19 protein-coding genes and 1 pseudogene are annotated in these 24,847 nt (G+C 62.2%); 15 read left to right on the top strand and 5 right to left on the bottom strand.

The window, feature by feature from the left end; all coding sequences use genetic code 11:
• Window positions 1-162: 162 nt before the first annotated feature.
• From MLC70_RS13580 to MLC70_RS13555, 6 genes are all read left to right on the top strand, one after another.
• Window positions 163-978, top strand: a complete 816-nt coding sequence (locus MLC70_RS13580; RefSeq protein WP_248184649.1) for a MotA/TolQ/ExbB proton channel family protein — start codon at window positions 163-165, stop codon at window positions 976-978.
• Window positions 965-1,387 (top strand): ExbD/TolR family protein, encoded by a 423-nt coding sequence (locus tag MLC70_RS13575; RefSeq protein WP_248184647.1) that lies wholly within the window; start codon window positions 965-967, stop codon window positions 1,385-1,387. The genes MLC70_RS13580 and MLC70_RS13575 overlap by 14 nt, the downstream gene beginning before the upstream one ends.
• Complete coding sequence (locus tag MLC70_RS13570) at window positions 1,384-1,797, top strand: ExbD/TolR family protein (RefSeq protein WP_248184645.1); 414 nt, start codon at window positions 1,384-1,386, stop codon at window positions 1,795-1,797. Before MLC70_RS13575 ends, MLC70_RS13570 begins: the two co-directional genes overlap by 4 nt.
• On the top strand, window positions 1,794-2,501 hold the full coding sequence (locus MLC70_RS13565; protein WP_248184644.1) for an energy transducer TonB: 708 nt from the start codon (window positions 1,794-1,796) through the stop codon (window positions 2,499-2,501). The genes MLC70_RS13570 and MLC70_RS13565 overlap by 4 nt, the downstream gene beginning before the upstream one ends.
• A gap of 215 nt (window positions 2,502-2,716) precedes the next feature.
• On the top strand, window positions 2,717-3,235 hold the full coding sequence (locus MLC70_RS13560) for an Hcp family type VI secretion system effector (RefSeq protein WP_248184641.1): 519 nt from the start codon (window positions 2,717-2,719) through the stop codon (window positions 3,233-3,235).
• 130 nt (window positions 3,236-3,365) lie between these two features.
• The gene (locus tag MLC70_RS13555) at window positions 3,366-4,079 is read left to right on the top strand and encodes a hypothetical protein (protein WP_248184638.1); all 714 of its coding nucleotides are present in this window, start codon (window positions 3,366-3,368) and stop codon (window positions 4,077-4,079) included.
• On the opposite strand, the gene MLC70_RS13550 is transcribed toward MLC70_RS13555, so the two are convergent.
• Window positions 4,025-6,736 (bottom strand): nitrate reductase, encoded by a 2,712-nt coding sequence (locus MLC70_RS13550; RefSeq protein WP_248184635.1) that lies wholly within the window; start codon window positions 6,734-6,736, stop codon window positions 4,025-4,027. The genes MLC70_RS13555 and MLC70_RS13550 overlap by 55 nt on opposite strands.
• Window positions 6,737-7,152: 416 nt before the next feature.
• On the opposite strand from MLC70_RS13550, the gene MLC70_RS13545 reads away from it, so the two are divergent.
• The 8 genes and pseudogenes from MLC70_RS13545 (at window position 7,153) to nirD (ending at window position 17,120) form a co-directional block, all read left to right on the top strand.
• Window positions 7,153-7,773, top strand: a complete 621-nt coding sequence (locus MLC70_RS13545; protein WP_248184633.1) for an ANTAR domain-containing response regulator — start codon at window positions 7,153-7,155, stop codon at window positions 7,771-7,773.
• A 24-nt stretch (window positions 7,774-7,797) separates the two neighbouring features.
• Window positions 7,798-9,027 (top strand): CmpA/NrtA family ABC transporter substrate-binding protein, encoded by a 1,230-nt coding sequence (locus tag MLC70_RS13540; protein ID WP_248184629.1) that lies wholly within the window; start codon window positions 7,798-7,800, stop codon window positions 9,025-9,027.
• A 231-nt stretch (window positions 9,028-9,258) separates the two neighbouring features.
• Window positions 9,259-10,629, top strand: a complete 1,371-nt coding sequence (locus MLC70_RS13535) for a CmpA/NrtA family ABC transporter substrate-binding protein (RefSeq protein ID WP_248184628.1) — start codon at window positions 9,259-9,261, stop codon at window positions 10,627-10,629.
• 23 nt (window positions 10,630-10,652) lie between these two features.
• On the top strand, window positions 10,653-11,660 hold the full coding sequence (locus MLC70_RS13530) for an ABC transporter permease (protein ID WP_248184626.1): 1,008 nt from the start codon (window positions 10,653-10,655) through the stop codon (window positions 11,658-11,660).
• Between the two features lie 56 nt (window positions 11,661-11,716).
• Window positions 11,717-12,457, top strand: a pseudogene (locus MLC70_RS13525) (ABC transporter ATP-binding protein); the annotation flags it as partial.
• 350 nt (window positions 12,458-12,807) lie between these two features.
• Window positions 12,808-14,046, top strand: coding sequence for an NAD(P)/FAD-dependent oxidoreductase (locus MLC70_RS13520; RefSeq protein WP_248184624.1), 1,239 nt, complete (start codon window positions 12,808-12,810; stop codon window positions 14,044-14,046).
• 29 nt (window positions 14,047-14,075) lie between these two features.
• Window positions 14,076-16,589, top strand: coding sequence for a nitrite reductase large subunit NirB (gene nirB, locus MLC70_RS13515; RefSeq protein ID WP_248184622.1), 2,514 nt, complete (start codon window positions 14,076-14,078; stop codon window positions 16,587-16,589).
• A gap of 162 nt (window positions 16,590-16,751) precedes the next feature.
• Entirely contained in the window at window positions 16,752-17,120 is a 369-nt protein-coding gene (gene nirD / locus MLC70_RS13510; RefSeq protein WP_248184621.1) for a nitrite reductase small subunit NirD, read from the top strand.
• A gap of 153 nt (window positions 17,121-17,273) precedes the next feature.
• Here the strand turns inward: nirD and MLC70_RS13505 are convergent, their stop codons facing one another.
• Both MLC70_RS13505 and MLC70_RS13500 read right to left on the bottom strand, forming a co-directional pair.
• On the bottom strand, window positions 17,274-20,444 hold the full coding sequence (locus MLC70_RS13505) for an efflux RND transporter permease subunit (RefSeq protein ID WP_248184619.1): 3,171 nt from the start codon (window positions 20,442-20,444) through the stop codon (window positions 17,274-17,276).
• The gene (locus MLC70_RS13500; protein WP_248184617.1) at window positions 20,444-21,508 is read right to left on the bottom strand and encodes an efflux RND transporter periplasmic adaptor subunit; all 1,065 of its coding nucleotides are present in this window, start codon (window positions 21,506-21,508) and stop codon (window positions 20,444-20,446) included. Before MLC70_RS13500 ends, MLC70_RS13505 begins: the two co-directional genes overlap by 1 nt.
• 200 nt (window positions 21,509-21,708) lie before the next feature.
• Here MLC70_RS13500 and MLC70_RS13495 point away from each other — a divergent pair, with 200 nt between their 5' ends.
• Complete coding sequence (locus MLC70_RS13495) at window positions 21,709-23,082, top strand: WS/DGAT/MGAT family O-acyltransferase (protein ID WP_248184613.1); 1,374 nt, start codon at window positions 21,709-21,711, stop codon at window positions 23,080-23,082.
• On the opposite strand, the gene MLC70_RS13490 is transcribed toward MLC70_RS13495, so the two are convergent.
• Together MLC70_RS13490 and MLC70_RS13485 are read right to left on the bottom strand one after the other, a co-directional pair.
• A complete protein-coding gene (locus tag MLC70_RS13490) occupies window positions 23,075-23,482 on the bottom strand; it encodes an NINE protein (RefSeq protein ID WP_248184610.1) in 408 nt (135 codons plus the stop codon). The genes MLC70_RS13495 and MLC70_RS13490 overlap by 8 nt on opposite strands.
• Before the next feature lie 115 nt (window positions 23,483-23,597).
• Window positions 23,598-24,704: a helix-turn-helix domain-containing protein gene (locus MLC70_RS13485; protein WP_248184607.1), complete on the bottom strand. Its 1,107-nt coding sequence runs from the start codon at window positions 24,702-24,704 to the stop codon at window positions 23,598-23,600.
• Window positions 24,705-24,847 lie beyond the last annotated feature (143 nt).

Below are 24,847 nucleotides of genomic sequence, written 5' to 3'. Positions count from 1 at the left end.
TGCAATCAACCAGGTCTATACACACGTTGGTACAGAGACGTTCAGGCAATGAAAACAGTTTCAGAATTTTAACAGAGACCGCCCTGAGCCCGGATTACGGACTTGAAAAATTAGTGATAATCGTTATTATTTAGACCTACTTTACGTACCGAGGCGATTCTCATGTCCGACACACCACTGACCACCGCCCCCGAATCCCTGGCGACGCTCTCGAGCCCGCTGAGCCAGCTGATTGACATGGGTGGTCCGGTCATGGTGGTACTCATTGCTCTGGCGGCGGCCGGTGCCGTGACCTTTGTCTACCTGATGCTGTTTGGCACGTTTTACACGCCGAGGCTGAGTTCCAAACTTAAAAAATCGATTACCTTTTGGCAACAAAACCCGTCAGATCGGGCCCCGAGCCAGCTGCGACAGCAGCAGACATTCTGGTCAGGGCTCAACCCACTGCACCACCTGGTGATCAACACCATGGAAAACCAGCTGGCCCGGCGCAGCCCACAACAGGTACGGGAAACCGCCGCGCGAGATGCCCACAGGGCACTGGAGCCCTTTGAGGCGCCCCTGAAGATCATTGAAGTGATCGCCGCCCTCGCGCCACTACTCGGCCTTCTGGGTACCGTGCTGGGCATGATGGAGGCCTTCAGTGCCATGGCTGCCACCGAAGGTCGCGCCAATGCCACCCAACTCAGTGGCGGGATCTATGAGGCCCTGACCACCACCGCCGCCGGACTGGTTGTCGCCATCCCGTTCGCTGCGCTGGCCGCCTGGATCGAGTTCCGCTTGCGCCGTATTCATAAAACCATGAACGGAGCCCTGGTCAGCATTTTCGCCGTTGAACACCGCGCAGAATCCTCTGACTCCGATACTGCCGAGGTGGAACTGTCCTCCCCGGCGGCCCGCAAGCCGGCAGAAGTCAGCCGGCCCCACACGGTAACGGAAACCGAAACCGAGAGTCGCCTTGCCCATGCAGCTGGTTGAACCAAGGCCCAGCCGCCCCTTACCGATCCGTATTACCCCGCTGATCGATGTGGTATTCATACTGCTGGTGTTTTTCATGCTGACCAGCAGGCTGTTACCGGTGGACCATATCGAGCTGGCCAACCAGACGGGCAACACCAGCCCGACCACGGGTGAGCCGATCCCGGAGGTGAGGGTGCTGGCCGATGGCTCGCTGGAGTGGGGAGACACGCGCTATGGGCTGGAAGAGCTGACGGCCACACTGAACGCGCGGAACATCCATGAGATCAACGTCAGCACCGCCACGAATACCTCATTGAGTGACTTCACCCGGACGCTGAGCACACTCAATCAAACCCGCAGCAACACCGCTGACGCCAACCTCACGGCCCACTGGAAGCGCACAACCACGCCGGAGAGCCAGCCATGACCGATCTGGTTCCGCCACCCGCCACCTCAGGCAAATCACTGATGGAGAGGGTGGAAGACGCGCTGTTGCCTCTGATCAACCTGGTGTTCCTGCTGCTGATGTTCTTTATTGTGGCCGGGCAGCTGGCCGACACGCCACTGCCCGACTTACCGGCCGCCGCCCGCGCTGACCAGCGGCAGGCGCCAGAAGCAGACATGGCAGTCACTGCTGATCTGCAGTGGCAGGTGGATGGAGACACCGTAACCCGCGAGGACCTGCCAGCCAGACTGCCAACACCGGACGACAACCGCCCCCTGAGAATCGCCGCCGCCGGAGACGTCGCCATGTCGGATCTGGAAAGCCTGCTGCGCACACTGGAAGACAATGGCTACACCGACGTGATCCTGTTAACGGAGCCCTCCGGATCATGACCGCGGGAAACAGGGTTCGTGCCACTTTCCTGATGCTGTCGGTGTTGATCACGGCCGTGGCTATTGCCCTCGCCGCACCCAAAAGCGTGCCCACGCTCAAACCGCTGGGCGAAGCCGCTGTGACTGCCGCGCCCGCCATGAAGATCTCTCTGGCCGGAGCGCCCCGTAAAAAGCCCGCGCCAACAGAGTCCAAAGAGCCGGAACCGAAACCTGAGCCAGAACCTGAGCCAGAACCTGAGCCAGAACCTGAGCCCGAGCCCGAACCGGAACCCGAGCCCGAACCAGAGCCGACTCCGCAAACCCCGGAACAGACGGAGCAGCCGGCCGCAGACCAGGAGGCCGGCGAAACCACCGAGCAGAACCCGGACACCCGGAACCAGAACCAGCAGGTGGAACTCAGCGCTGGAGCCTCCCGCAACGTGGACGAGTATCTGAGCCGGCTGAGCCGACACCTCAGCCGCTTCTACGAATACCCCCGCCGCGCCCGCCGCCTGGGCCAGCAGGGCTCGCCGGTGATTGTGTTCGAATTCAGTCGTGACGGCACGCTGGTCGATCATTCATTAAGGCAGTCTTCCGGGCACAGGTTGCTGGATGACGCTGCCATAGAAATGCTGGAGCAGGCCGCCCCACTACCGGAAGTGCCGGACTCCATGACCGGCGAGCGCTTCCGGTATGCCCTGCCGGTTCGCTTCAGCCTGCGCTGACCGCCCGCATAAGCCGGGCAAACGGTTGCCCGGCCAGCAAACTCTCGCCCGCGCCAAAGCAAAGTCTTGCCTCAGCTGCAGCGGCACGTGTCTCAAAAAACCTTAATTATCTGTTTTTATTATTATTTATTGATCTGGCACAGCTCTTGTAATCCTTTCTTCCGTCCAGGGAAGAGCCCGGGGACATTACTCACTCACACGTCATGGAGCAGACTATGCCAACTCCTTGTTATATCAGCATCGAAGGCCAGACCCAGGGAAACATCACCGCAGGTGCATTCACTTCCGATTCCGTCGGCAACATCTACGTTGAAGGTCACGAAGACGAAGTACTGGTTCAGGAATTCAACCACGTTGTCACCGTTCCCACCGATCCCCAGTCCGGCCAGCCGGCGGGTCAGCGCGTTCACAAGCCGTTCAAATTCACCGCGGCCCTGAACAAAGCCACCCCGCTGATGTACAACGCCCTGGCGTCCGGTGAGATGCTGCCGAAAGTGGAAATGAAGTGGTACCGCACGTCTGTTGAAGGCAAGCAGGAGCATTTCTTCTCCACCATCCTGGAAGATGCCACCATCATCAACATCGACTGCAAGATGCCCCACTGCCAGGATCCGACCAAGGCCGAGTTCACCCAACTGGTGGAAGTATCTGTGGCCTACCGCAAGGTCACCTGGGAGCATGCCGTTGCCGGTACTTCCGGCGCCGACGACTGGCGCTCCCCGTTCGAAGCGTAAGCGTTTCCGCACATTGCGAGACCAACGGCCAGCCTTTGCTGGTCGTTGTTGTTTTTACCCCGCCGCGAACTGGCGGTATCATCACCGCTGCACACGTCACTTTCACAACCTTTCAGGTTGCAGCGGATACATGATGGCTGAACAGACCACCGCACGTGCCCTCGGCACCCTGATGTGCGACACCACCCGCACGATTCTCTGGGCACCGGCAGAGCCCTGGCTTCGTCAGCAATGCACCCGCAGCTCCCTGCATTGCCGCGTCGGCTCCGGTCAGGCCACCTATCATCGCTTTGACCCGCAGCGTAAACAGCATCAGATCACCTACGGCATACGCATGATCGTGGCCAAGCATGAGGCTCACTCCGCCGCCGGCTGGCTGTCCGGACGCGAGATTCAGCAGCGGGGATACTTCGGGGGTGAACTGACCACCCTGAACCTGCTGGCGCACACCTGCTGCCACGAGTTTGCCCATCTGCTGCAACACAACGCCGGCAAACGCTTCCGCGGCTCGGTTCACAACCGGCACTTCTACGAGATTCTGGATCAGTTGCACGCCAGTGGTGGCGCGGAGGCGGCGCGGGATTACCTGCAGCGGCAGGCCGAGCAGGCGGGTATCGAATTACCCCATCAGCGCTTTGAGAGCCCTCACCTGCGGCAACTGGCGGCCAACTGGCAGGTGGGGGACAGTGTCCAGTTTGGCAGCGGGCGCCGTCAGCACCGGGGCGACATTATCCGCGTCAACCGCAAGACCTGCACCGTGGAGGGCACCGGTCCGTCCCGGGGCTTGCGCTACCGGGTACCGGTGTCACTGCTCAGCAGGGCAGACCCGGCGCCGGCCTCCTGAGCCAATCCGCCGGCATCCGCTATCAACGCCTTGAGTTCCGGCAGGCAGGAACCGCAACCTGTGCCGCATTGCAGTTTCGCGCCCAGGGTTTCCACACTGCCAGCACCCCCGGCGATGGCCCGTTCAATCTGCTTCTCGCCCACCTGATAGCAGCTGCACACCAGCGCGCCAATATCCTCGGTATCCACTGCGCGGGCCGCCAGCAATTGCCAGCGGGTGGTCGCGCTGATCTCGTCCTCGGCGAACACTCCGGCCAACCAGTCCACCGCCGGTAACAGGGCAGGATCACGCTCCACCAGTAACACCGCCTCCAGCCGCCCGTCCACCAGCCGAGCGGCGCGGAAGCGGCCCTGACGACTGTCCTGCATCACCAGTTGCGGCGGTCCACCGAGCCAGTCGCGACCGTCCACTGGCCAATCCACCGGCGCTTTGCCGGCCAGCCACCAGCTGGTGCAGCCAGCCAATGGCTGTTGTGTCCAGTAATCGGCTTGCCAGCGTTGCGATCGATTTCCCCGCACCAGCAGGCGGGCATGCCAGCGCGCTCGCCATGGCCGCAGCCGGGCGCGGCCATGTTTGGCCTCTGGCTGGCCAGAAACCGGATCCACCACCCTGTCGGTCAGTACCGTTGCCACCGCGTCTCCGGAGAACTGGCGGTTCCAGTGGATGGGCACAAACACCTCGCCGGCACGCTGACCATCGTGAATATTGACCCGCCCCAGAAAGCGCCCGCGCTCGCCCTCCAGTAGCGCCAGTGAGCCACTTACCAACCCCAGCTCACGGGCATTGTCCGGGTGCACGTCAATGAACGGCTCGGCACGGTGCGCCAGTAACCGTGGGACGCGGGCGGTGCGGGTCATGGTGTGCCACTGGTCGCGGATACGGCCGGTGTTCACAATCATCGGGTAGGCATCACAGGGTTGTTGGGACGGCAGGATCGAGTGCACCGGCACGAATCGGGCACGACCGTCTTCGGTCGCAAACCGGCCATCGCCAAACAGCCGTTGGGGCGAGCGGGCGCCAGCGGCCGGCACCGGCCACTGGGTCGGCAGTAGCGTGTCGTAGGCTTCATTACTCAACTTTGCCAGCCCGGAAATATCGAACACGCGGCTGCCCGGGTTCTCGAACCCCGAGAGCCTGGCGTGTTCACGGAAAATATCCGCCGGGCCCTGATAGTCAAACCGGTCGCCGTATCCCAGCCGCCCCGCCACCGCGGAGACAATCCACCAGTCCGGCCGGGCCTGACCGGCCAATGGCAGGAAACGGCGCTGACGGGAAATACAGCGCTCGGAATTGGTCACGGTGCCGTCCTTTTCGCCCCAGCCGGCAGCTGGCAAGGCAATATCGGCACAGTCCAGGGTATCGGTGTGCGCGGCACAGTCGGACACGATCACCGTCGGGCAGTGCTTGAGTGCCTGGCGAATCCGGTCGGACTCGGGCAGGCTCACCGCCGGGTTGGTGGCCATCACCCACAGCACCTTGATCTCGCCCCGCTCGACGGCATCAAACAGATCCACCGCCTTCAGCCCTGGGCCATCGGCCACCGCCTCACACTGCCAGAAGCGGGCAACCCGGGCTTTCGCGTCGGGGGTGTCGTAATCCATGTGGGCCGCGAGGGTGTTGGCCAGACCGCCCACCTCACGGCCTCCCATGGCATTGGGCTGGCCGGTCAGAGAAAACGGGCTGGCGCCGGGTTTGCCCACCCGCCCGGTGGCCAGATGGCAATTGATGATGGCGTTGCATTTGTCGGTGCCCGCAACCGACTGGTTGACACCCTGGGAGAACGCCGTGACCGTGCGCTGCTCCGCCGCAAACCAGTGGTAGAAGGTTTCCACATCCGCCACTAGCAGATCACATGCCTGCGCCACCGCCGCCACACTGGGCGCCGCCACCGTGGCGGCCGCGAGCGCCTCGTCAAAACCGGCACAGTGTTGTGCCACGTAGGCCTGATCCAGTTCACCGGTGGCCGCCAGCCACACCAACAGACCGTTGAACAGGATGGTATCGGTACCCGGTCGCAGGGCCAGGTGCAGGTCCGCCAGCTCGGTGGTGGCGGTCTGGCGGGGATCGATCACCACGACTTTGCGCCCGGGGCGGGCCGACGCTTTCATGCGCTGGTACAGCACCGGGTGAGCCCAGGCCGCGTTGCTACCCGTCAGTACCAGCAGGTCGGCCAGTTCCAGATCCTCATAACAGGCGGGCACCAGATCGCCGCCGAACGCGCGCTTGTGTGCGGCCACCGCCGATGACATACAAAGACGGGAATTGGTGTCGACATGGGGCGTGCCGATAAAGCCTTTGGCCAGCTTGTTGGCCACGTAATAGTCTTCCGTCAGCAACTGGCCGGACAGGTAAAACGCCACGGACGATGGGCCATAGGTGTCCGTAGCCGCCCGGATGGCCGAGGCGACAGCCTGCAGGGCCACCGGCCATGAGACCTCAGCGCCGCCCACTTTGGGAATGAGCAGCCGGCCATGATCGCCCAGGGTCTCGCCAAGACTGGCGCCTTTCACACACAGCCGGCCCTGATTGGCCGGATGCTCGGCGTCGCCGGTGACCGTGGGCGCCGGGTCAGCCGTTGCCAACACGCCACAGCCAACTCCGCAGTAGGGGCAGGTGGTGTTGATTGGCGTTGATTGATCATGGATCGGCGTCGGCATGGGCGCTCCGGCTATCAGACGGCAACAAAAAAGCCCGGCATATTCCGGGCGTATTCACGGCCGGGAACATGGCGGGCTTCGTTGCCTGTGTCAGGGATTATTCCGACCCGATGTGGTCGGAAGGTCTCGGATTTTTATCGCAATGGCTTAAATGTAGCAAATCAGGGGCCAAAGCCCGGAAAGCCCTGTAAATCCGTCACACCCGTCGCCCGGGTCACCGACCGGCCGAGGCAAGGCCGCAACATTCTGGTGCACGGCACGCCAACGGCGCACAAGCGCGATGCACGCCCGCAGCATCCGGACCTGCCCGGTACGCGATAAAAGGCATCTAAACCTCTGTTTTAACGCTTTTCGCGGTCTGTGGCAGACATATTGCTGTGCTTCTGTCATACGCAAAGAGAACTTGAGGAAGCATCATGCAGTCATCAGAGTCCCTACGCATACTCCTGATAGACAACAACCCGGAACGCGCCAGCCAGGTGTGCGCGGCGCTGACCCACAGTGGCCACGAAGTCATCCGCCAGCGCCCCAATGCCACCGGCCTGACCGCCGCTGTGGCGCGGGACCAGCCGGACATGGTGATCATTGATATGGAATCACCGGACCGCGACACCCTGGAAAACATGAGCACCCTGAACGACCACGCCCCGCGGCCCATTGTGTTCTTCGCCGACCAACCCGGCGATCGCGCCACCATTCAGGCAGCGGTCCGCGCCGGCGTCAGCGCCTATGTGGTAGATGGCGTCAAGCCGGACAGCGTGCGTTCGATCATTGATTCGGCGATTGCCCAATTCGAGTCGTTTCAGGCCCTGCGCACAGAACTGGTCCAGACCCGCAACGCATTGGAAGACCGTAAGATCATCGAACGGGCGAAAGGACTGATCATGAAGCGGGAAGGCTGTGACGAAGACACCGCCTTCCAGATCCTGCGCTCCACCGCCATGGATCACAGCGAGAGGCTGTCCGATATGGCCAGGCGCATCATCGCGCTGATTGGCGAGCCGGCCGACAACGTTGCGATCCGCCAGGCCTCCTGAGGCTGATGAGGTAACCGCTCTTTCATGGTGAATCCCACCCCCATACGCCCGCGCACCAGCTTTAATCTGAGGCTCGGCTTCGTACCCCTGCTGGACAGCGCTCCGCTGATCATGGCGCAGGAACTCGGGCTGTTTGATGCCGAGGGACTGCGGGTGGAACTGGTGCGGGAAAGCTCCTGGGCCTCACTGCGGGATAAGGTCAGTTTCGGCTTGCTGGAAGGCGGGCAGATGCTCGCCCCCATGCCCCTGAGCATGTCGCTTGCCGCCGATCGGCCGCCGATACCGATCACCACCGGCATGGTGCTAAGCCGTAATGGTAACGGCATTACCCTGGGCAACGGTCTGTTTGACCAGATCCTGGGAACCGGCACCAATCTGTTGAAGCCCATCGAAACCGCCCGCGCCCTGGTTGCCCTGGCGCGGGAGCGCCAGCAGCCGGTGCGGCTGGCCTCGGTGGCACCCTGGTCCAGCCACGACCTGCAGTTGCGGGACTGGCTGGATTCCGGCGGAGCCGTTAACGGACAGGATTTTCACATCATCCCGGTGTCACCGGTCCAGATGATGGACGCGCTGCAAAGCGGCGCCATTGAGGGCTGTTGTGTCGGCGAACCCTGGAACAGCGTGCTCGAGCGCCGCCGGCTCGGGCACATCCTGCACTCGGGTCACCAGATCTGGCAGAACGCCCCGGAAAAGGTGATCGGGGTTCGTAGCGACTGGGCCGAACAGCACCAGGAAATGCACCACCACCTGATCCGTGCTCTGCTGGCGGCCTGCCGCTGGCTGGACTGCCCCGACAACCACGCCATGCTGGCCCGTGTCCTCTCCCGGCCGGACTACCTGGGCGAATATTTTGATCGCAACATCGGCGAGCAATTCCCACTGCATTCTGATGGCCGCAGCCCGTTTCATCCCGGGCTGCATCAGCATTTCTTCTGTCATTCCGCGAATTTTCCGTGGCTGTCACAGGCCCACTGGCTGGCTACGCGTCTGATTGCCCACCGGCAGCTGGACACCATTGATAGCCAGGCACTGCGGCGCATTGTCCGGCCCGATATTTTCCGCGACGCGGCTGCTTCCCTGGGTATCGACACGCCGGTGATCGACAGCAAGACCGAGGGCCAGCATCACCACCCGTTCACCCTCAGCGGGCAGTTCGGACCGGTGAACGTTGCCGGCGATTACCTGCTGGGCGACCAGCGTCACGCCTGGCCGTCCGATGGGCCTGCGTCCTCACTGCCCGCAAATGAGGCCTGACGCACCAAAATCGCTCCGAAACCCGGTGCTTCTCATGCTTCTGACTGGCCCTGAAAACAAAATATCCTTTAATTTCATTGTGATAAAAAACTGGCACAGGGCCTGCAACACCTTGGACAGGCAACGACTAAAACTTTGATCACAACTTGAACTCCCAGGCACAGACGCCTGCTTCCCTCTTCAGGGCAGCAGGCGTTTTTTTTGGGACTGAAAAAACGTCAGGAGACACCGATGACATCCGGACCAAGGATATTCAGAGTATTGACCGCCACCACCCTGCTTCTGGCCGGCGCAGCGAGCGTCGAGGCCGAGATCGGACCGGCCGAGAAGCCGGACCTGAAGCTGGGCTTTATCAAACTCACCGATATGGCGCCACTGGCGATCGCGTGGGAGCAAGGCTTCTTCCTGGATGAAGGCCTGTTTGTGGAACTGGAAGCCCAGGCCAACTGGAAAGTGTTGCTGGATGGTGTGGTCACCGGCTCCCTCGACGGCGCCCACATGTTGGCGGGTCAGCCCCTGGGCGCAACCATCGGCTACGGCACCCAGGCCGACATCATCACCGCCTTCAGCATGGACCTGAACGGCAACGGCATCACGGTCTCCAACGATGTGTGGGAGCAGATGCGCCCGCACATCGACGATAACGCTGACGGCAAGCCGGCCCACCCCATCAGCGCCGTTGCGCTCAAGCCGGTGATTGAACAGTACCGCGACAAGGGTGAGCGGTTTCGCATGGGCATGGTGTTCCCGGTCTCTACCCACAATTACGAGCTGCGTTACTGGCTGGCCGCCGGAGGTCTGAACCCCGGCTTGTATGCCCCCCAGCGCGGCGACACCAGCGGAACGCTGGGGGCGGACGTCCACCTCTCGGTTACTCCACCGCCGCAGATGCCGGCCACCATGGAAGCAGGCACCATTCAGGGCTATTGCGTGGGCGAGCCGTGGAATCAGCAGGCCGTGTTCAAAGGCATCGGCGTGCCGGTGATCACCGACTACGAGATCTGGCCCAACAACCCGGAAAAAGTGTTCGGTGTGACCGAAGACTGGGCGGAGCAATACCCCAATACCCACCTGCGCCTGCTGCGAGCCTTGATCCGCGCGGCCCACTGGCTTGACGAAAATGACAACGCCAATCGCGCGGAGGCGGTAAAAATCCTGGCCCGCTCCAGCTACGTGGGTGCCGACGAGGAAGTCATTGCCAACTCCATGACCGGCACCTTCGAGTATGAGAAAGGCGACGTGCGTGAGGTACCGGACTTCAACGTATTCTTCCGCCACTTCGCCACCTACCCGTACCCGTCCGATGCCATCTGGTATCTCAGCCAGATGCGCCGCTGGGGCCAGATTCCGGAACCCAAGTCGGATGACTGGTACATGGAGACCGCTGCCAAAGTGTATCGCGCCGACATCTACGCCGAGGCAGCTTCCTCACTGATCGCCGACGGCACCCTCAGTGCCGAGGACTTCCCGGACCTTGAAGGCGAGAATTTCGCCCGTCCCTACCAGGGCGAACTGATCGACGGCGTGGCATTCACTCCGAAAACGCCGAACGCCTATATCGACAGCTTCAAGATCGGGCTGAAAGGTTCAGAAACTCCCTGAGACCGGGGGGCAGGAGACATCGCATGACAACACTCAATCAGACCCGCAATCAGACCCGGCTGCCGGTTCAGGCCCAGCTCTGGCTGCGGTCGGTCAGCGACAAACTGACCGCACGCAACCTGGCGGGCGCTGCCCGTCAGCTGCTGTTGCCGGCCATCGGTATCCTGCTGTTTCTGGGGTTCTGGCATCTGGCCGCGCCTCAGGTCCAGACCTCCCTCGGGGCGTTCCCGGGGCCGGCCCAGGTGCTGGAGCAGTCCGGCCAGCTGTGGCAGGAGCACAGTGATCAGCGGGACCGGGCAGCAAAATTCGTCACCATGCAGGAGCAGCGCAACGAACGCATTCTGGCGGACAACCCCGATGCCGAGGTGCGGATTCGCTCCTATCCGGGCGCCCCGACGTTTTTCGATCAGATCGTCACCAGCCTGGGCACCGTGCTGGCCGGTTTTGTGCTGGCCACGCTGATCGCAGTGCCGCTGGGCATCATCATCGGTCTGAACCGGCATTTTTCGGCGGCGGTCAATCCGCTGATCCAGATCTTCAAGCCGGTGTCGCCGCTGGCCTGGTTGCCGCTGGTGACCATGGTGGTCTCCGCCACCTACGTCAGTGATGACCCGATGTTCGAGAAGTCATTCCTGACCTCGATGATCACGGTGACCCTGTGCAGCCTGTGGCCCACCCTGATCAATACCAGCGTGGGTGTGGCCGCGGTCAATCCGGATCTGCTGAACGTCTCCAAGGTGTTGCAGCTGTCGTTCTGGACCCACGTTCGCCGGGTGGTGCTGCCGTCGTCGATTCCGATGATTTTTACCGGCCTGCGGGTGTCGCTGGGTATTGCCTGGATGGTGCTGATCGCCGCCGAAATGCTGGCCCAAAGCCCTGGACTGGGTAAGTTTGTCTGGGATGAGTTCCAGAACGGCAGCAGCCAGTCCCTGAGCCGGATCATGGTGGCGGTGCTGGCCATCGGCTTTATTGGCTTTCTGCTGGACCGGATCATGCTGCTGGTGCAGAAGAAAGTGGCCTGGAACGAATAATGTCAGTTGAGGAAACAGCTATGAGCAAGCCCCATCTCGAATTAACCAACGTTCAAATGGCTTTCGACACCCCCGGCGGACCGTTCATCGCGCTGGAGAACGTGGACCTGAAGATCCGCAAAGGGGAGTTTGTGTCACTGATCGGACACTCCGGTTGTGGTAAATCCACGGTGCTGAATATCGTCGCCGGGCTGCTGCAAGCCAGCCGTGGCGGCTGTGTGCTGGATGGCCACGAGGTCAACACTCCGGGGCCGGAGCGCGCCGTGGTGTTCCAGAACCATTCACTGATGCCCTGGCTGACGGTGTACCAGAACGTCGAACTGGCAGTACAACAGGTGTTCCGCAAATCCATGAGCAAAGCCGAGCGCCGCGACTGGATTCTGCACAACCTGAATCTGGTGAACATGGGGCACGCTCTGGACAAGCGCCCCGGTGAGATTTCCGGTGGCATGGCACAACGGGTGGGCATTGCCAGGGCACTGGCGATGAAGCCCAGCGTGCTGCTGATGGATGAACCGTTCGGCGCGCTGGATGCGCTGACCCGCGCGCACCTGCAGGACTCGCTAATGGAGATCCAGCAGGATCTGAACAGCACGGTGATCATGATTACCCACGACGTGGATGAGGCGGTGCTGTTGTCTGACCGCATCGTGATGATGACCAACGGTCCAGCAGCCACCGTCGGTGAGGAGCTGCACATCAAGCTGCCACGACCCCGCAACCGGGTAGCCCTGGCGGATCATCCGGAGTACGTGCACTATCGCCAGGCGGTGTTGTCGTTCCTGTATGAAAAGCAGAGCTTTCCCGCTAAACACACACCGCCCCGGGACACCTCCGGCGCCGACAATAACGCTGACGAAACGGATGCGGCCGCCAGCACCTTCGCGGTGCACACCGCCCCGTCCGGGCGCACGACTCAGGCCCGGCCTGCGGAAGAGAACGCCTAACCTGTTGTTTATATTGCATTCGTAAAACTGGCACAGAGTTAGCAGTAGTAAACGTAGGGAAGAATGTCCCGGCTATGGACTGGCCGGACCATCAGATCATTGTTGTTGGCATTGGCGCCGGACCATCGAGTCCCTTCGGGGAGGAGATGCTCCGGCTTTTTTTTGTTGGGCTGAAATCACGCCGGGAAAGGACAGCGAACATGACCACCGCCGGGCATAACTCTCTGAATACTCTGGTTGTCTGCGGCCACGGCATGGTGGCGCAACGTCTGCTGGAGCGACTGGTGGCGCAACCGCGCCAGCCGTTCCGACGCATCGTGGTGTTCAACGGCGAAGCCTGCCCGGCCTACAACCGCATCCAGCTGTCGGCACTGCTTGCCGGCGACGCCAGTGAACACAGCCTGTGCCTGCAGCCGCCCGACTGGTATCACCGCCACAACATCAAGGTACATCAGGGTGACCCGGTGACCGCGATCGATCGCGACACCAAAACGGTCGTCACCGCCAGCGGACGGGTCCAGAGCTACTCGAGCCTGGTAATCGCCACCGGCTCACGGTCGGCCCGTCTCGGCATTGATGGTGAGGATCTGGAGGGTGTGGTGGGCTTTCGCGACCTGCGTGACACCCGCAAACTCATTGATATCAGCCAGCGCCACCGTCGCGCGGTCGTCATCGGCGGCGGTTTTCTCGGTCTTGAAGCCGCCGAGGGGCTGCGTAGCCGTGGCATGGCCGTGACCGTACTGCATCGCAGCAACCATCTGCTGAACCGTCAGCTCGACCCCACCGGCGGTAATCTGCTGGAAACGGCGTTGGCCGAGCGGGGGCTGACCATCCGCACCCGCACATCACCAGTGGCGCTGCTGGGGCGGGACTCGGTGCGCGCAGTGCAACTGGACGACGAAACCCTGATCAGCACCGATCTGGTGGTGATTGCCGCCGGTATCACCCCCAACATCGGGCTGGCCGATTCCGCCGGCCTGAACTGCGCCCGCGCCATTACTGTCGATTCCCGGCTGCAAACCCGCGACCCGGCCATTTTTGCTCTCGGCGAATGCTGCCAGATAGGCGGGCAGACCTTCGGCCTGGTGGAACCCGGCTATCAGCAGGCCGAGGTTCTGGCACAGGTGCTGTGTGACAACGCCAGCACCGCCGCGTTCGAGCCTGCGGTGATTGCCACCCGCCTGAAAATCAGCGGCATTCCCATATTTTCCTGCGGCCAGACCCAGCCAGACGGCGACACCGAATCGGTGATCTGGCAGGACCATGAAACCCGACATTACTGCCGGCTGCTGGTCCGCGACCAGCGTCTGACCGGCGCGGTGCTGTTCGGTGAAACCACCGATGGCCCCTGGTACAGCGAACGCATTCAACAAGGCGATGACATCAGCCCCTACCGGGCCCATCTGGCCTTTGGCAAACCCTACTGCGACGCCGCGTGATGGCGCCGGTGCAAGAAAGAGGAACACCCATGAGCAAGCACACCCTGATCGTGATCGGTAACGGCATGGTAGGCCACCATTTCCTCGAGCAGCTGACCGCCACCGCGGCGGCCGATCGTTTCCACATCAAGGTCTTTGGTGAGGAGAAACTGCTGGCCTACGATCGCGTGCATCTGTCCGAATATTTCGGCGGTTCCACCCACGCCGACCTCGCCATGGGCACTGCGGAATGGTATGCCGAAAACCACATCGATCTGCACCTGGGCGAGCAGGTCACCGCCATTGACCGCGAAAACCAGACCATCACCACGCCCATGGGTGACTATGCCTACGACGAGCTAGTGCTGGCCACAGGCTCCTACCCGTTCGTGCCGCCGATCAAGGGCAATGAGCATCCCCACTGCCTGGTATACCGCACCCTGGAGGACCTCGACCGTATTCGGGCCAGTGCCGCGGGCGTCAAGACCGGCGTGGTGGTGGGCGGAGGCCTGCTTGGGTTGGAAGCGGCCAACGCCCTGAAGAGCCTGGGGGTGAACGCCCATGTGGTGGAGTTTGCGCCGCGACTGATGCCGGTTCAACTGGACACCGACGGCGGTGCCCTGCTCAAACGTAAGATCGAGGAGCTGGGCGTGCAGGTGCACACCGAAAAGGCCACCACCGAGATTGTCGACGGCGAGCACGCCCGCCTGCGTATGAACTTCAGCGACGACAGCCATCTGGAAACCGACCTGATCGTGTTCTCCGCCGGCATCCGCCCCCAGGACACCCTGGCCCGTGCCAGCGGTCTGGACATCGGCGAGCGGGGTGGCATCGTGATCAACAATCAATGCACCACCTCCGACCCGCACATTCATGCCATTGGTGAGTGCGCCCTGTGGAGCGAGCGTATTTTCGGGCTCGTGGCGCCTGGTTACACCATGGCCCGCACCCTGGCCGCGGCCCTCAACGGCGACCGCGAGGCGGCCTTCACCGGCGCCGACATGAGTACCAAACTCAAACTGCTGGGCGTGGATGTGGGCTCCATCGGTGACGCCCACGCCCAGACCCCGGGCGCCCGCAACATCCGTTTCAACGACGAGAAAGTGGGACATTACCGCCGCATGGTGATCAGCGAAGACGGCAAAACTCTGCTCGGTGCCATCCTGGTGGGCGACAACAGCCACTACGACACCTTGCTGCAGTACGCCCTCAACGACATCACCCTGCCGGACAACCCGGAAACCCTGATCCTGCCGGAAAGCCAGGGCGGCGCCCCGGCACTGGGCCCGGACGCGCTGCCGGAAACCGCCTCTATCTGCTCCTGTCACAACGTCACCAAGGGCGACATCTGCGGCGCCATTGACGCCGGCTGCAGCGATCTTGCCAGCGTAAAGGGCGAAACCAAGGCCAGCACCGGCTGTGGTGGCTGCGCCGCACTGCTGAAAAACGTGGTGGACAGCGAACTGGAAAAACGCGGTGTGGAGGTCAGCAAGGACCTGTGCGAACACTTCCCATACAGCCGCCAGGAACTGTTCCACCTGGTGAAGGTGAACGGCATTCGCACCTTCCACACCCTGATCCGCGACCACGGCAAGGGTCACGGCTGCGACATCTGCAAACCCACGGTGGCATCCATCCTCGCCACCTGCTGGAACGAGCACATCCTGGCCACCGACCACGTGCCGCTACAGGACACCAACGACACCTTCATGGCGAACATGCAGAAAAACGGCACCTACTCCATCGTGCCGCGCATCCCCGGCGGGGAAATCACCCCGGACAAACTCATCGTGCTCGGCGAAGTGGCCAAGGAGTACAACCTGTACACCAAGATCACCGGCGGTCAGCGGGTCGACCTGTTCGGTGCCACCCTGAGCGAGCTGCCGGCGATCTGGGAGAAGCTCATCGCCGCCGGCTTCGAGACCGGCCACGCCTACGGCAAGTCCCTGCGCACGGTGAAATCCTGCGTCGGCAGCACCTGGTGCCGTTACGGCGTGCAGGACAGCGTGGGCATGGCGATCTTCCTGGAGAACCGCTACAAGGGCCTGCGTTCGCCCCACAAGATCAAGATGGCGGTCTCCGGCTGTACCCGCGAATGCGCCGAGGCCCAGAGCAAGGACATCGGCGTGATTGCCACCGAGAACGGTTGGAACCTGTACGTGTGCGGCAACGGCGGCATGCGCCCGCGCCACGCCGATCTGTTCGCCACCGATCTGTCTGACGAGGCGCTGATCCGCACCATCGACCGGGTGCTGATGTTCTATGTGCGCACCGCGGACCGGCTGCAGCGCACCAGCGTGTGGATGGAGAACCTGGAAGGCGGCCTGGATTACCTCAAACAGGTGGTGCTGGAAGACAGCCTCGGCCTGGGCGCGGAGCTGGAAGAACACATGGAAGGCCTGGTGGGCACCTACCAATGCGAGTGGAAAACGGCGGTGGCAGACCCGGAGAAACGCAAGCGATTCCGTGAGTTCGTCAACGCCCCTGAGAAAACCGATCCGGTGCAGCAGTGGACCACCGAGCGGGATCAGCGGCGGCCTGTTTTGGAGTCTGAGACTGCCTAGCCTGTTGGTTGAGGGGATGAGCGAGGGGGTACGGGGTACTTTTCTTCTGGGAAAAATAACTCGCTTCGCTCAGACATCTTTTTCCCGGCCAGAAAAGCACCCCATACCCCCTCACTCACGTGACCACACTGAGATATCAAAAAGATTGCTTGGGAGATTGTTATGAAGGCTCGTACTAGCTGGAATGTAGTTTGTAAGGTGGAAGATCTGGTGCCGGAATCCGGTGTTGCGGTATGGACTGAAGACGGTCCCGTAGCGGTGTTTTATTTACCGCACCGGCTGCCGGCGTTGTTTGCAATCAGCCACACCGATCCGTTCAGCGGTTCAAACGTCCTGGCCCGGGGTATCACCGGCGACATCAAGGGCGAACCGGTGGTGGCGTCGCCGTTGTACAAACAACACTTCAGCCTGATCACCGGCCAATGCCTGGAGGATGAAACGGTCAAGATCAAAACCTACCCGGTGCTACTGGACGGTGACCAGATCCGGCTGGAAGTCCCGGTAAACAAGCAAGAAACCGCCGCGGCCTAAAAGCGGCCTTTCACAAAGCCGGAACGAGCTGATTCGGGGGTGGTTTCCATTTTTTCCGGCAGGAAAAAGGTGTCTGAGCGCAGCGAGTTCTTTTTCCAAGGAGAAAATGGGGGCCACCCCCGAAGCGGCGGCAGCTCCCAACCCAAAAGGCCGCTACCCCACGGCGGAGTCAGAGCCACCACGCCGCTCCCGCCACTGCAACACAAACACCGTCAAAGCCGGCAGGAACGTCAGCGTCACCGTAGCCGCCCCCAACAGGCCAAACAGGACGATGGCACCCACGCCCCGGTAGAGTTCGGTTCCTTCCCCGGGCAGGAACACCAGCGGCGAGAGGCCGCAAATGGTGGTCAGCGTGGTCATCGCCACCGGCCGCAAGCGAGTCTGCACCGCGGCGGTGACCGCATCCACCACCGACACGCCCTTGTGGCGCAGATTCTGGCGGGCCTGATCGACGATCAGGATCGGGTTGTTCACCACCGTGCCCATCAGGATCAGGAAACCCAGCATGGTGATCATGTCGAAGGGCTGACTCAGGGGCAGCAGACCCATCTTCGGTAACAGGCCACCCACCAGATTCATCAGCGCCAGCCCGACAATACCGCCAGCCACGCCCAGCGGAATCGCGGTCATGATCAGCAGCGGGAAGCCCCAGTGGGCGAAGATGGCCACCAGCAGCAGATACACAATGGCAATGGCAATCAGGAAGTTGCCGGTCAGCGCATCGCGGGTGGCGTTGAGCTGGTCGCTGGCACCGGAAATGTCCACATTGACGTTCGACGGCAGGTCACCGCTCTCCCGCATCTTCTCCAGCAGTTCCGTTTTGACCCGTTCAACACCGGCTTCCAGCGGCACGTCCCCGGGGGGAATCACGTTCAGGGTCACCGTGCGGCGGCCATCCACCCGGCGCACGGTGCTGGTGTCCACGGTTTCTTCCACTTCCGCCAGGCTGGAGAGCGGCAACGTGGCGCCCTGGGGCGTGTGCACCATCACATCCGGCAGGTCGCTCAGCTGCGTGTTGCGACCGTCGCTGCCATACAGATAGATGTCGATCTTATCGTCATCGAGGAAGAAATCGTCCACGTAGGCGCCCTCGGTGAGGGACGACACGGTGAAGCCGATGGCTTCCGTGTCCAGGCCCAGTTCCGCGGCGCGGTCCCAGTCCGGGCGGATCTGGATCAGCGGCTGCGCCAGGGACAGGGTAGACGGCTGGCTCTGGATCCGCGGGTTGTCGAAAATCTCCTCCGCACGGGCGTAGATGGCGTTGGCCGCCTTGTACACCGAGACCAGGTCCGGTCCTGACACGTCCAGGTTGATGCTGCGGGTACCGCCGTCGTTGCTGGAGATGATTGAGCCCTTGGCGGCGAACGCCCGCATGCCGGGAAACTGCTCGTAGAAACGCGTGAGCTCGTCCATCAGCGCTTCGATGTGGCGGGGGTTCAGGGTTTCGGCAATGATGCGCAGGCGCTCGGTGCTGACCTGCATGTTCAGATAGGCCATGGGCGGCACCCGGGTTTCTCCGGCGGCGTAGGCCTCGCCATCGGCATTCACATGGGGCAGGAAATGATCCTCGACCTGCTGCGCGATGGCCTGCATTTCATCCAGGTTGTACCCCGGTGGCGCACTCATGGCGGCAAAGGTTTTTGGTTCCTCACCCTCCGGCAGGTATTCCGCCGGTGGCGTCAGCACCAGAATGACCCACAGGCTCAGCAACGCGGTGGCGACGATCACCACCACCCGTCGCAACGGCGTGCCCGCCAGCCAGGTCACTGCCGACATGATCCCTGACGACCAGCCGCCCGACAGGGCATTGCCGTAGTCGTCAGTCGTCACCTTGCGGTCGCCGAAGTTCAGCCGCGCGCACAGCGCCGGTATCACCGTCACCGCCACCAGCATGGAGGCCATGATGGCCGCGGAGATGGCAATCGCCACATCGGAATAGAGCTGCCCGGCCTCTTCCTGAATAAACAGAATCGGCAAAAACACCAGAATGGTGGTCATGGTGGACGCCAGTACCGCCGGCCACACCTCCTGCACCCCCTTGAGGGCCGACTCGAACCGGTCCAGCCCCAGACGCCGGTGGCGCTCGATGTTCTCCAGCACCACGATGCTGTTGTCCACGGTCATACCGATGGCAAAGGCGATGCCGGCCAGAGAGATGACGTTGATGGTGCGGCCGGCGATCATCAGGCCAATGAACGCCGCAATGGCGCACAAGGGAATACCCACCACACCGGCAAAGGTCGCCCGCGACGAGCGCAAGAACAGGAACATCACCAGAGTGGCGAACACCGCACCAATGCCCAGGTTGGTCCAGACGTTGGCGACGGAAGCCTCCACGTAGCGGGCGTCGTCCGCCGTCAGGCCGAGTTCCATGCCCGCCGGCTCCAGAACCTCGTCGTTGATAGCGTCGACCTCCACCATCATCGCGCGCTTGATGTCGATGACGTTGGATCCGTTTTCCCGTCGCACCTGCAGGCCGATCACCCGCTGGCCATTGATAATGGACAGCTCGCGGATGCGGGAGTGATCCTGCTGCACCCGCGCCACGTCACTCAACCGCACCACGCTGTCGCCGCTGCGGGAGACCACCAGTCTCTCCAGCTCGTCCTTGTCCTCAAAGCGCCCGACGGTGCGCAACAGGTAGCGCCGTTTACCGGAATCAATTTCACCGCCGGAGATGTCCTGGTTGCGGGCGGTAATGGCATCGCGCAGGTCCACCAGGCTCAGCCCGCGCTGGGCCAGGCGGGCTTCGTCGACAATGATCTGCATCTGGCGGTCGGCACCGCCACCCACCGTGACTTCCGAGACACCCGCCACACTTTCCATGCGCGGCCGCACCCGGTCCTCCACGAAATCCCGCATCAGCTCGATATCCAGCTCGCGGGGATTGCCTTCCAGCGTGGAAACCCGGAAATACATGAACGCGTTGGCTGAGAACGACGCCGCCACGATGCGCGGCTCATCGACATTGCGCGGGTAGTCGGACACCTGGCTGAGAGCATTGTTGATCTGGATAAGGGTTTCGGTGATGTCCACGCCGAAGGGAAATTCCAGCTCGATCTCGGCACCACCGCTGGAGGCCGTAGCCATCATCCGGCTCAGATTCGGCACATTGCGCAGGAAGCGCTCCTGCTCGATGAGGATTTCCTTCTCGATGTCCTGGGGCGTGGCGCCCGGCCAGCTGGTTTCCACCGTCACCGTGCGCACTTCCAGATCCGGAATCATCTGCACCGGAATGCGCAGCGCGGCGGCCGCCCCGAGAATGGCAATGATCAGGGTGACCACCGCCACCAGTGTGCCGTGGCGGATAATACCGGCAAACATCACTTGGTCTCCCGGTCAGCCAGCTGCACGTCGATCCCCTCACTGAGGGATTCGTTGCCCCGCACCACCACCTGTTCGCCACCGTCCAGCCCGTCGGTGATCTCGACGCGCCCTCCGAAGGCGCTACCGACACTCACCCGCTTTTCGTTAACGGAGTACACCCCGTCACCGGACGACGTGGCAATCCACACGGTAGTGCGTCCATCAGGATAGCGGTTGAGGGCATCCCGCGATACGCTCAGGCCGCGCTCGCCGCTGGCCACTCTCAAGGTTGCGGTCACCGCCATGCCCGGCAGCACCGTGAGTTCCTCCGGCCCGGTCGCCCGCAGCAGGAAGGTGCGTGCTTGCGGGTCACTGACCGGCACCAGGGAATCGATCCGTACCGTGACATCGACACCGGCATTGGACACCCGCAACTCGGCGCTGTCCGTAATGCGGCGGTAATAGTCCTGGGGCACCCGGAAATCCAGGCGCAGGCTCTCAGTATCCACCAGTTGCAACAGCTCGTCGCCGGGATTCACCCACTCGCCCAGATCGCTGAAGCGTTCGCTGACCACACCGCCAAACGGCGCCTCAATGCGGTGCCGTCTCAGATTGGCCCGCATCCGGTCACGCTCCGCCTGCAGCCGCGCCAGCTGGGCGCTGGCACCGGCGACTTCGCTCTCGCGCGCGCTCACTTCGGCCGCTGCGATGTTACGACCGGCACCCACGGACCGCGCTTCCTCCAGCCGCCGTTGCGCCTCCGCCAGCCGGGCCTGCCCTTCCTGCACTTCGGCCGTGGCGGCGGCCAGCTCGTAATCGGCCAGCTCATCGTCCAGCTCGATCAGCACATCACCCTTGCTGACCCGGCTACCGGTTTCCACGCCAACCCGATCCACCAGACCGGACACGGCAGCAGACAGGGCGGATGACCGCAGCGGGTTGACGGTACCGTTGAGACGAACCTCCTGGAGAATATCGGCTTCTTCCACCGCTGCCAGCTGCACCCGGGGGCGATCCTGGGCCAGCGCCTGACCCACCATCATCACAGACAGCATCACAACCACTGGCATCCTTGCCAACATGGATATCCCCCGGAAAAACTGCGGCACGTCGACGCCTCCCGACTCGTTGCGTGGGTTTTTGATCTAAACTGGCTTAAAAATTACGCAGACGCCAGCCATTCAGACCTGACCACGGTGAATGGACCGACCTGCCGAAAAGCCAATCGCGACAACACCTGCCTGGGTTACCATCGGCAAAAAGCACCCAACAAGGATAAAAAATGAAGCCCCTCAGCCCCGCAGACCAACTGTTCCTCTGGCTGGAAAAACGCCAGCAGCCCATGCATGTGGGTGGTCTGCAACTGTTCTCATTTCCGGACGACGCGCCGGATGACTATGTCGCGCAACTGGCCGACTCGCTACGCAACCACAGCACCGTGACTCCGCCGTTTGACCGCAGGCTGGACAGCCGGTTCACTCAACCGGTGTGGGTACACGACGAACACCTGGATCTGGAGCACCATTTCCGCTTCGAAGCCCTGCCCACGCCGGGGCGGGTTCGCGAACTGCTGGCGTTTGTGTCTGCGGAGCATTCCCACCTGATGGACCGTGAACGGCCACTGTGGGAGTTCCACCTGATCGAGGGTCTGCGGGATCGCCAGTTCGCGGTCTACACCAAGGTGCATCATGCGCTGTTCGATGGCGTGTCTGCCATGCGCATGGCCCAGCGGATGCTTTCCGGCGACCGGGCACAGCGCGACATGCCACCCATCTGGGCATTGCCACCCAGGGCAAAACGGGAAGAGGGAGAAGACGGCAGACCGTCGCTGTGGGGCAGTCTCGGCCATCTTATCGGCGAGTCCGGCAAACAGCTGGGCACGGTGCCTACTGTGGCCCGGGAGTTGCTGAAGACCATCAACCATGCCCGGAAAGACCCGGCGTACAGCTCGGTGTTCCACGCCCCGCGCAGCCTGCTGAACCAGAAAATCACCGGCTCCCGCCGCTTCGCCGCCCAGTCCTACTGCCTGAAACGCATCCGTACTGTGTGCCAGGCCTACGGCGTGACGGTCAACGACGTCGTCATGGCCATGTGCGCCAGCGCCCTGCGCACCTACCTGATGAACCTGGACGCCCTGCCGGCCCAGCCGCTGATTGCCATGGTGCCGGTGTCCCTGCGCCGGGACGACAGCGAGGCGGGCAACCAGGTGGGCATCATCCTGGCCTCCCTCGGCACCCACCTGAGCGACCCGGCCGACCGGCTGATGCATATTCACCAGGATGTGAAGCTGGCCAAGGACCGCTACGCCAGCATGTCACCGGAAGAAATCCTCAACTACACCGCCCTGACGCTGGCGCCCGCTGCGTTCAACCTGCTCACCGGCATGGCGCCGAAATGGCAGACTTTCAATGTGGTGATTTCCAACGTACCGGGCCCGTCAGAGGAGCGCTACTGGAACGGCGCCAGGCTGGAAGGCATGTATCCAGTCTCCATCGCCATGGACCGAATGGCCCTGAACATGACCTTGACCAGCTACTGCGACCAGATCGAGTTCGGCCTGATCGGCTGCCGCCGCACCCTCCCGAGCCTTCAACGGATGCTGGACTATCTGGAAGAAGGCCTGGCGGAGCTGGAGGTGGCCGGGGGCATCAGTTGAACTTCATTTCCTGGTTGCGCTCTGAAATCTGGCCGTTCAGCGTCCAGAAGTCGTACAGCACGCCAACCAGGAACAGCCCGCCGGTCAGCAGATAGATAATGCCGGTGATCCACTTGCCCATGTACATCCGGTGCAGACCAAACACCCCGGTGAAGGTCAACAGCAGCCAGCCGATGTTGTAGTTGACCTCACCCTCCCGGAATCGCAGATCCGCCTCCCGGTCCATCGCCGGGATCAGGAACAGGTCAATGATCCAGCCGACGAACAGCAAGCCCAGGGTAAAGAACCAGATGGTGCCGGTGATGGGTTTGCCGTAGTAAAAGCGATGGGCTCCGAGGAACCCGAAGATCCAGAGCAGGTAGCCGAAGAGTTTGCTATGGGTGTCTGGTCTGGCTTCCATGGTGGTCTCCTTTTGGCTTTGAGCTGGGTTCTGGTTCTGACCTAGCCTAGTAATTTGGAGTGTGGCCGGGGGGGTTGGAGTATTTTTCCCTTGGGAAAAATACTCCAACCCCCCGTCAAGGACCAAGCTCCGGAGCCGGATCCGGACCGTCCTCGCGGAACTCGCTGGCCGACTTGCCGGTCCACTTGCGGAACGCCCGGCTGAAATTGGACAGGTCCGCATAACCCAGCTCGTAGGCGATCTCGCTCACCGACTGGTTGGTGTACCGCAACAACTGAATGGCGCGGTCTTTCAGTACCAGCTCGACAATTTCCCGGTAGGACGTATCCTTCTCCGCCAGCCGCCGCTTCAACGTCCTTGACGACACGCAGAAACGCTCGGCCATGTCCTCCAGTGAGGGCAGCGGGCCCGGCATCATTCGCAGCATGTTGCGGATCGCCAACGTAATGTCACCCTGGTCCTTCAGCGCCTTCTGCAGCTCGAACTCGCACTGATCACTAGCCATGCGCGAGGCGTCGGCATCCGCCAGCCGCATGCGCACCTCCAGCAGAGCCTTCGGAAACACCATCATTTCCTCGGGCTTGCCGTACTCGAATCGCACCGGCAGCTGAGCGGCATAGCGGGCGTAATATTCCGGTTCGGGTTTGCTCAGGTGCACCGCCACGCCCGGCAGTTTGCCATCGGTGAGGGCAAAGCCCCGTTTTTCGGCGTCTTCGCGGTCCAGCAACTGCTCGGTAAGCAGAATCAGGGTGGCACTCACGGTTTCCGCCAGGAACGGGTACAGCCCCGGCATATTGAACTCAGTACGCAGTTGCACCAGTACGTTTTCCCCCGCTTCGGACTGGCTCATGCTCAGAAACGGCGCCCGCAACTGCAGGTAGCGGCGCACGGAGTCCAGGGCGCCGGCAAAGGTCGGGCTGGTCAGGGCGGCGAAGCCGAGGGTACCGTGGATGGTTACCCGCAGCTCCCGTGCCAGCGCGAAGCTGAGGCCATCCTTGCCAGCCAAATCGAGTGCCCGCTGGGCCATCAGGATGGCGTCGGTCACGAACACCCGGCTGTCGTTGGCCTTGAGATCCTGAAGCGTGAAGCCCAGACCCTCGTACAGAACCCGATCATTGTGGCCCAATTGCCTTACGGTTTCGGCCAGAACCCGCATGTACACGCCAGGCACCAGGAAAAACCCCAGCATTTGCCGTTCTTTGTCCGGGCCGGTGGTTGCCATAGCTTGTCCTTGTGGGTATGAGGGTAAAAAACACGCGCCTTATTCCCCGATGCTAACAGAAGCAGCCGCGGGCAACACTGGGACTGGGTACACCTGTGATGCCGTCATCATAGTCAATGGAACCGCCCGGGATCGGCCTCGGT

It is taken from the genome of Marinobacter goseongensis, assembly GCF_023156235.1.
GTDB lineage: Bacteria > Pseudomonadota > Gammaproteobacteria > Pseudomonadales > Oleiphilaceae > Marinobacter > Marinobacter goseongensis.
The sequence above is the reverse complement of the archived record's forward strand: the minus strand, read 5'-3'. Positions and strand labels throughout refer to the sequence as shown.

What these genes read in the sequence shown, in the direction of transcription:
- MLC70_RS13580 (WP_248184649.1), top strand. Translation starts at nt 163, where the DNA reads ATGTCCGACACACCACTGACCACCGCCCCCGAATCCCTGGCGACGCTC.
- MLC70_RS13575 (WP_248184647.1), top strand. Translation starts at nt 965, where the DNA reads ATGCAGCTGGTTGAACCAAGGCCCAGCCGCCCCTTACCGATCCGTATT.
- MLC70_RS13570 (WP_248184645.1), top strand. Translation starts at nt 1,384, where the DNA reads ATGACCGATCTGGTTCCGCCACCCGCCACCTCAGGCAAATCACTGATG.
- MLC70_RS13565 (WP_248184644.1), top strand. Translation starts at nt 1,794, where the DNA reads ATGACCGCGGGAAACAGGGTTCGTGCCACTTTCCTGATGCTGTCGGTG.
- MLC70_RS13560 (WP_248184641.1), top strand. Translation starts at nt 2,717, where the DNA reads ATGCCAACTCCTTGTTATATCAGCATCGAAGGCCAGACCCAGGGAAAC.
- MLC70_RS13555 (WP_248184638.1), top strand. Translation starts at nt 3,366, where the DNA reads ATGATGGCTGAACAGACCACCGCACGTGCCCTCGGCACCCTGATGTGC.
- MLC70_RS13550 (WP_248184635.1), bottom strand. Translation starts at nt 6,736, where the DNA reads ATGCCGACGCCGATCCATGATCAATCAACGCCAATCAACACCACCTGC.
- MLC70_RS13545 (WP_248184633.1), top strand. Translation starts at nt 7,153, where the DNA reads ATGCAGTCATCAGAGTCCCTACGCATACTCCTGATAGACAACAACCCG.
- MLC70_RS13540 (WP_248184629.1), top strand. Translation starts at nt 7,798, where the DNA reads ATGGTGAATCCCACCCCCATACGCCCGCGCACCAGCTTTAATCTGAGG.
- MLC70_RS13535 (WP_248184628.1), top strand. Translation starts at nt 9,259, where the DNA reads ATGACATCCGGACCAAGGATATTCAGAGTATTGACCGCCACCACCCTG.
- MLC70_RS13530 (WP_248184626.1), top strand. Translation starts at nt 10,653, where the DNA reads ATGACAACACTCAATCAGACCCGCAATCAGACCCGGCTGCCGGTTCAG.
- MLC70_RS13520 (WP_248184624.1), top strand. Translation starts at nt 12,808, where the DNA reads ATGACCACCGCCGGGCATAACTCTCTGAATACTCTGGTTGTCTGCGGC.
- nirB (WP_248184622.1), top strand. Translation starts at nt 14,076, where the DNA reads ATGAGCAAGCACACCCTGATCGTGATCGGTAACGGCATGGTAGGCCAC.
- nirD (WP_248184621.1), top strand. Translation starts at nt 16,752, where the DNA reads ATGAAGGCTCGTACTAGCTGGAATGTAGTTTGTAAGGTGGAAGATCTG.
- MLC70_RS13505 (WP_248184619.1), bottom strand. Translation starts at nt 20,444, where the DNA reads ATGTTTGCCGGTATTATCCGCCACGGCACACTGGTGGCGGTGGTCACC.
- MLC70_RS13500 (WP_248184617.1), bottom strand. Translation starts at nt 21,508, where the DNA reads ATGTTGGCAAGGATGCCAGTGGTTGTGATGCTGTCTGTGATGATGGTG.
- MLC70_RS13495 (WP_248184613.1), top strand. Translation starts at nt 21,709, where the DNA reads ATGAAGCCCCTCAGCCCCGCAGACCAACTGTTCCTCTGGCTGGAAAAA.
- MLC70_RS13490 (WP_248184610.1), bottom strand. Translation starts at nt 23,482, where the DNA reads ATGGAAGCCAGACCAGACACCCATAGCAAACTCTTCGGCTACCTGCTC.
- MLC70_RS13485 (WP_248184607.1), bottom strand. Translation starts at nt 24,704, where the DNA reads ATGGCAACCACCGGCCCGGACAAAGAACGGCAAATGCTGGGGTTTTTC.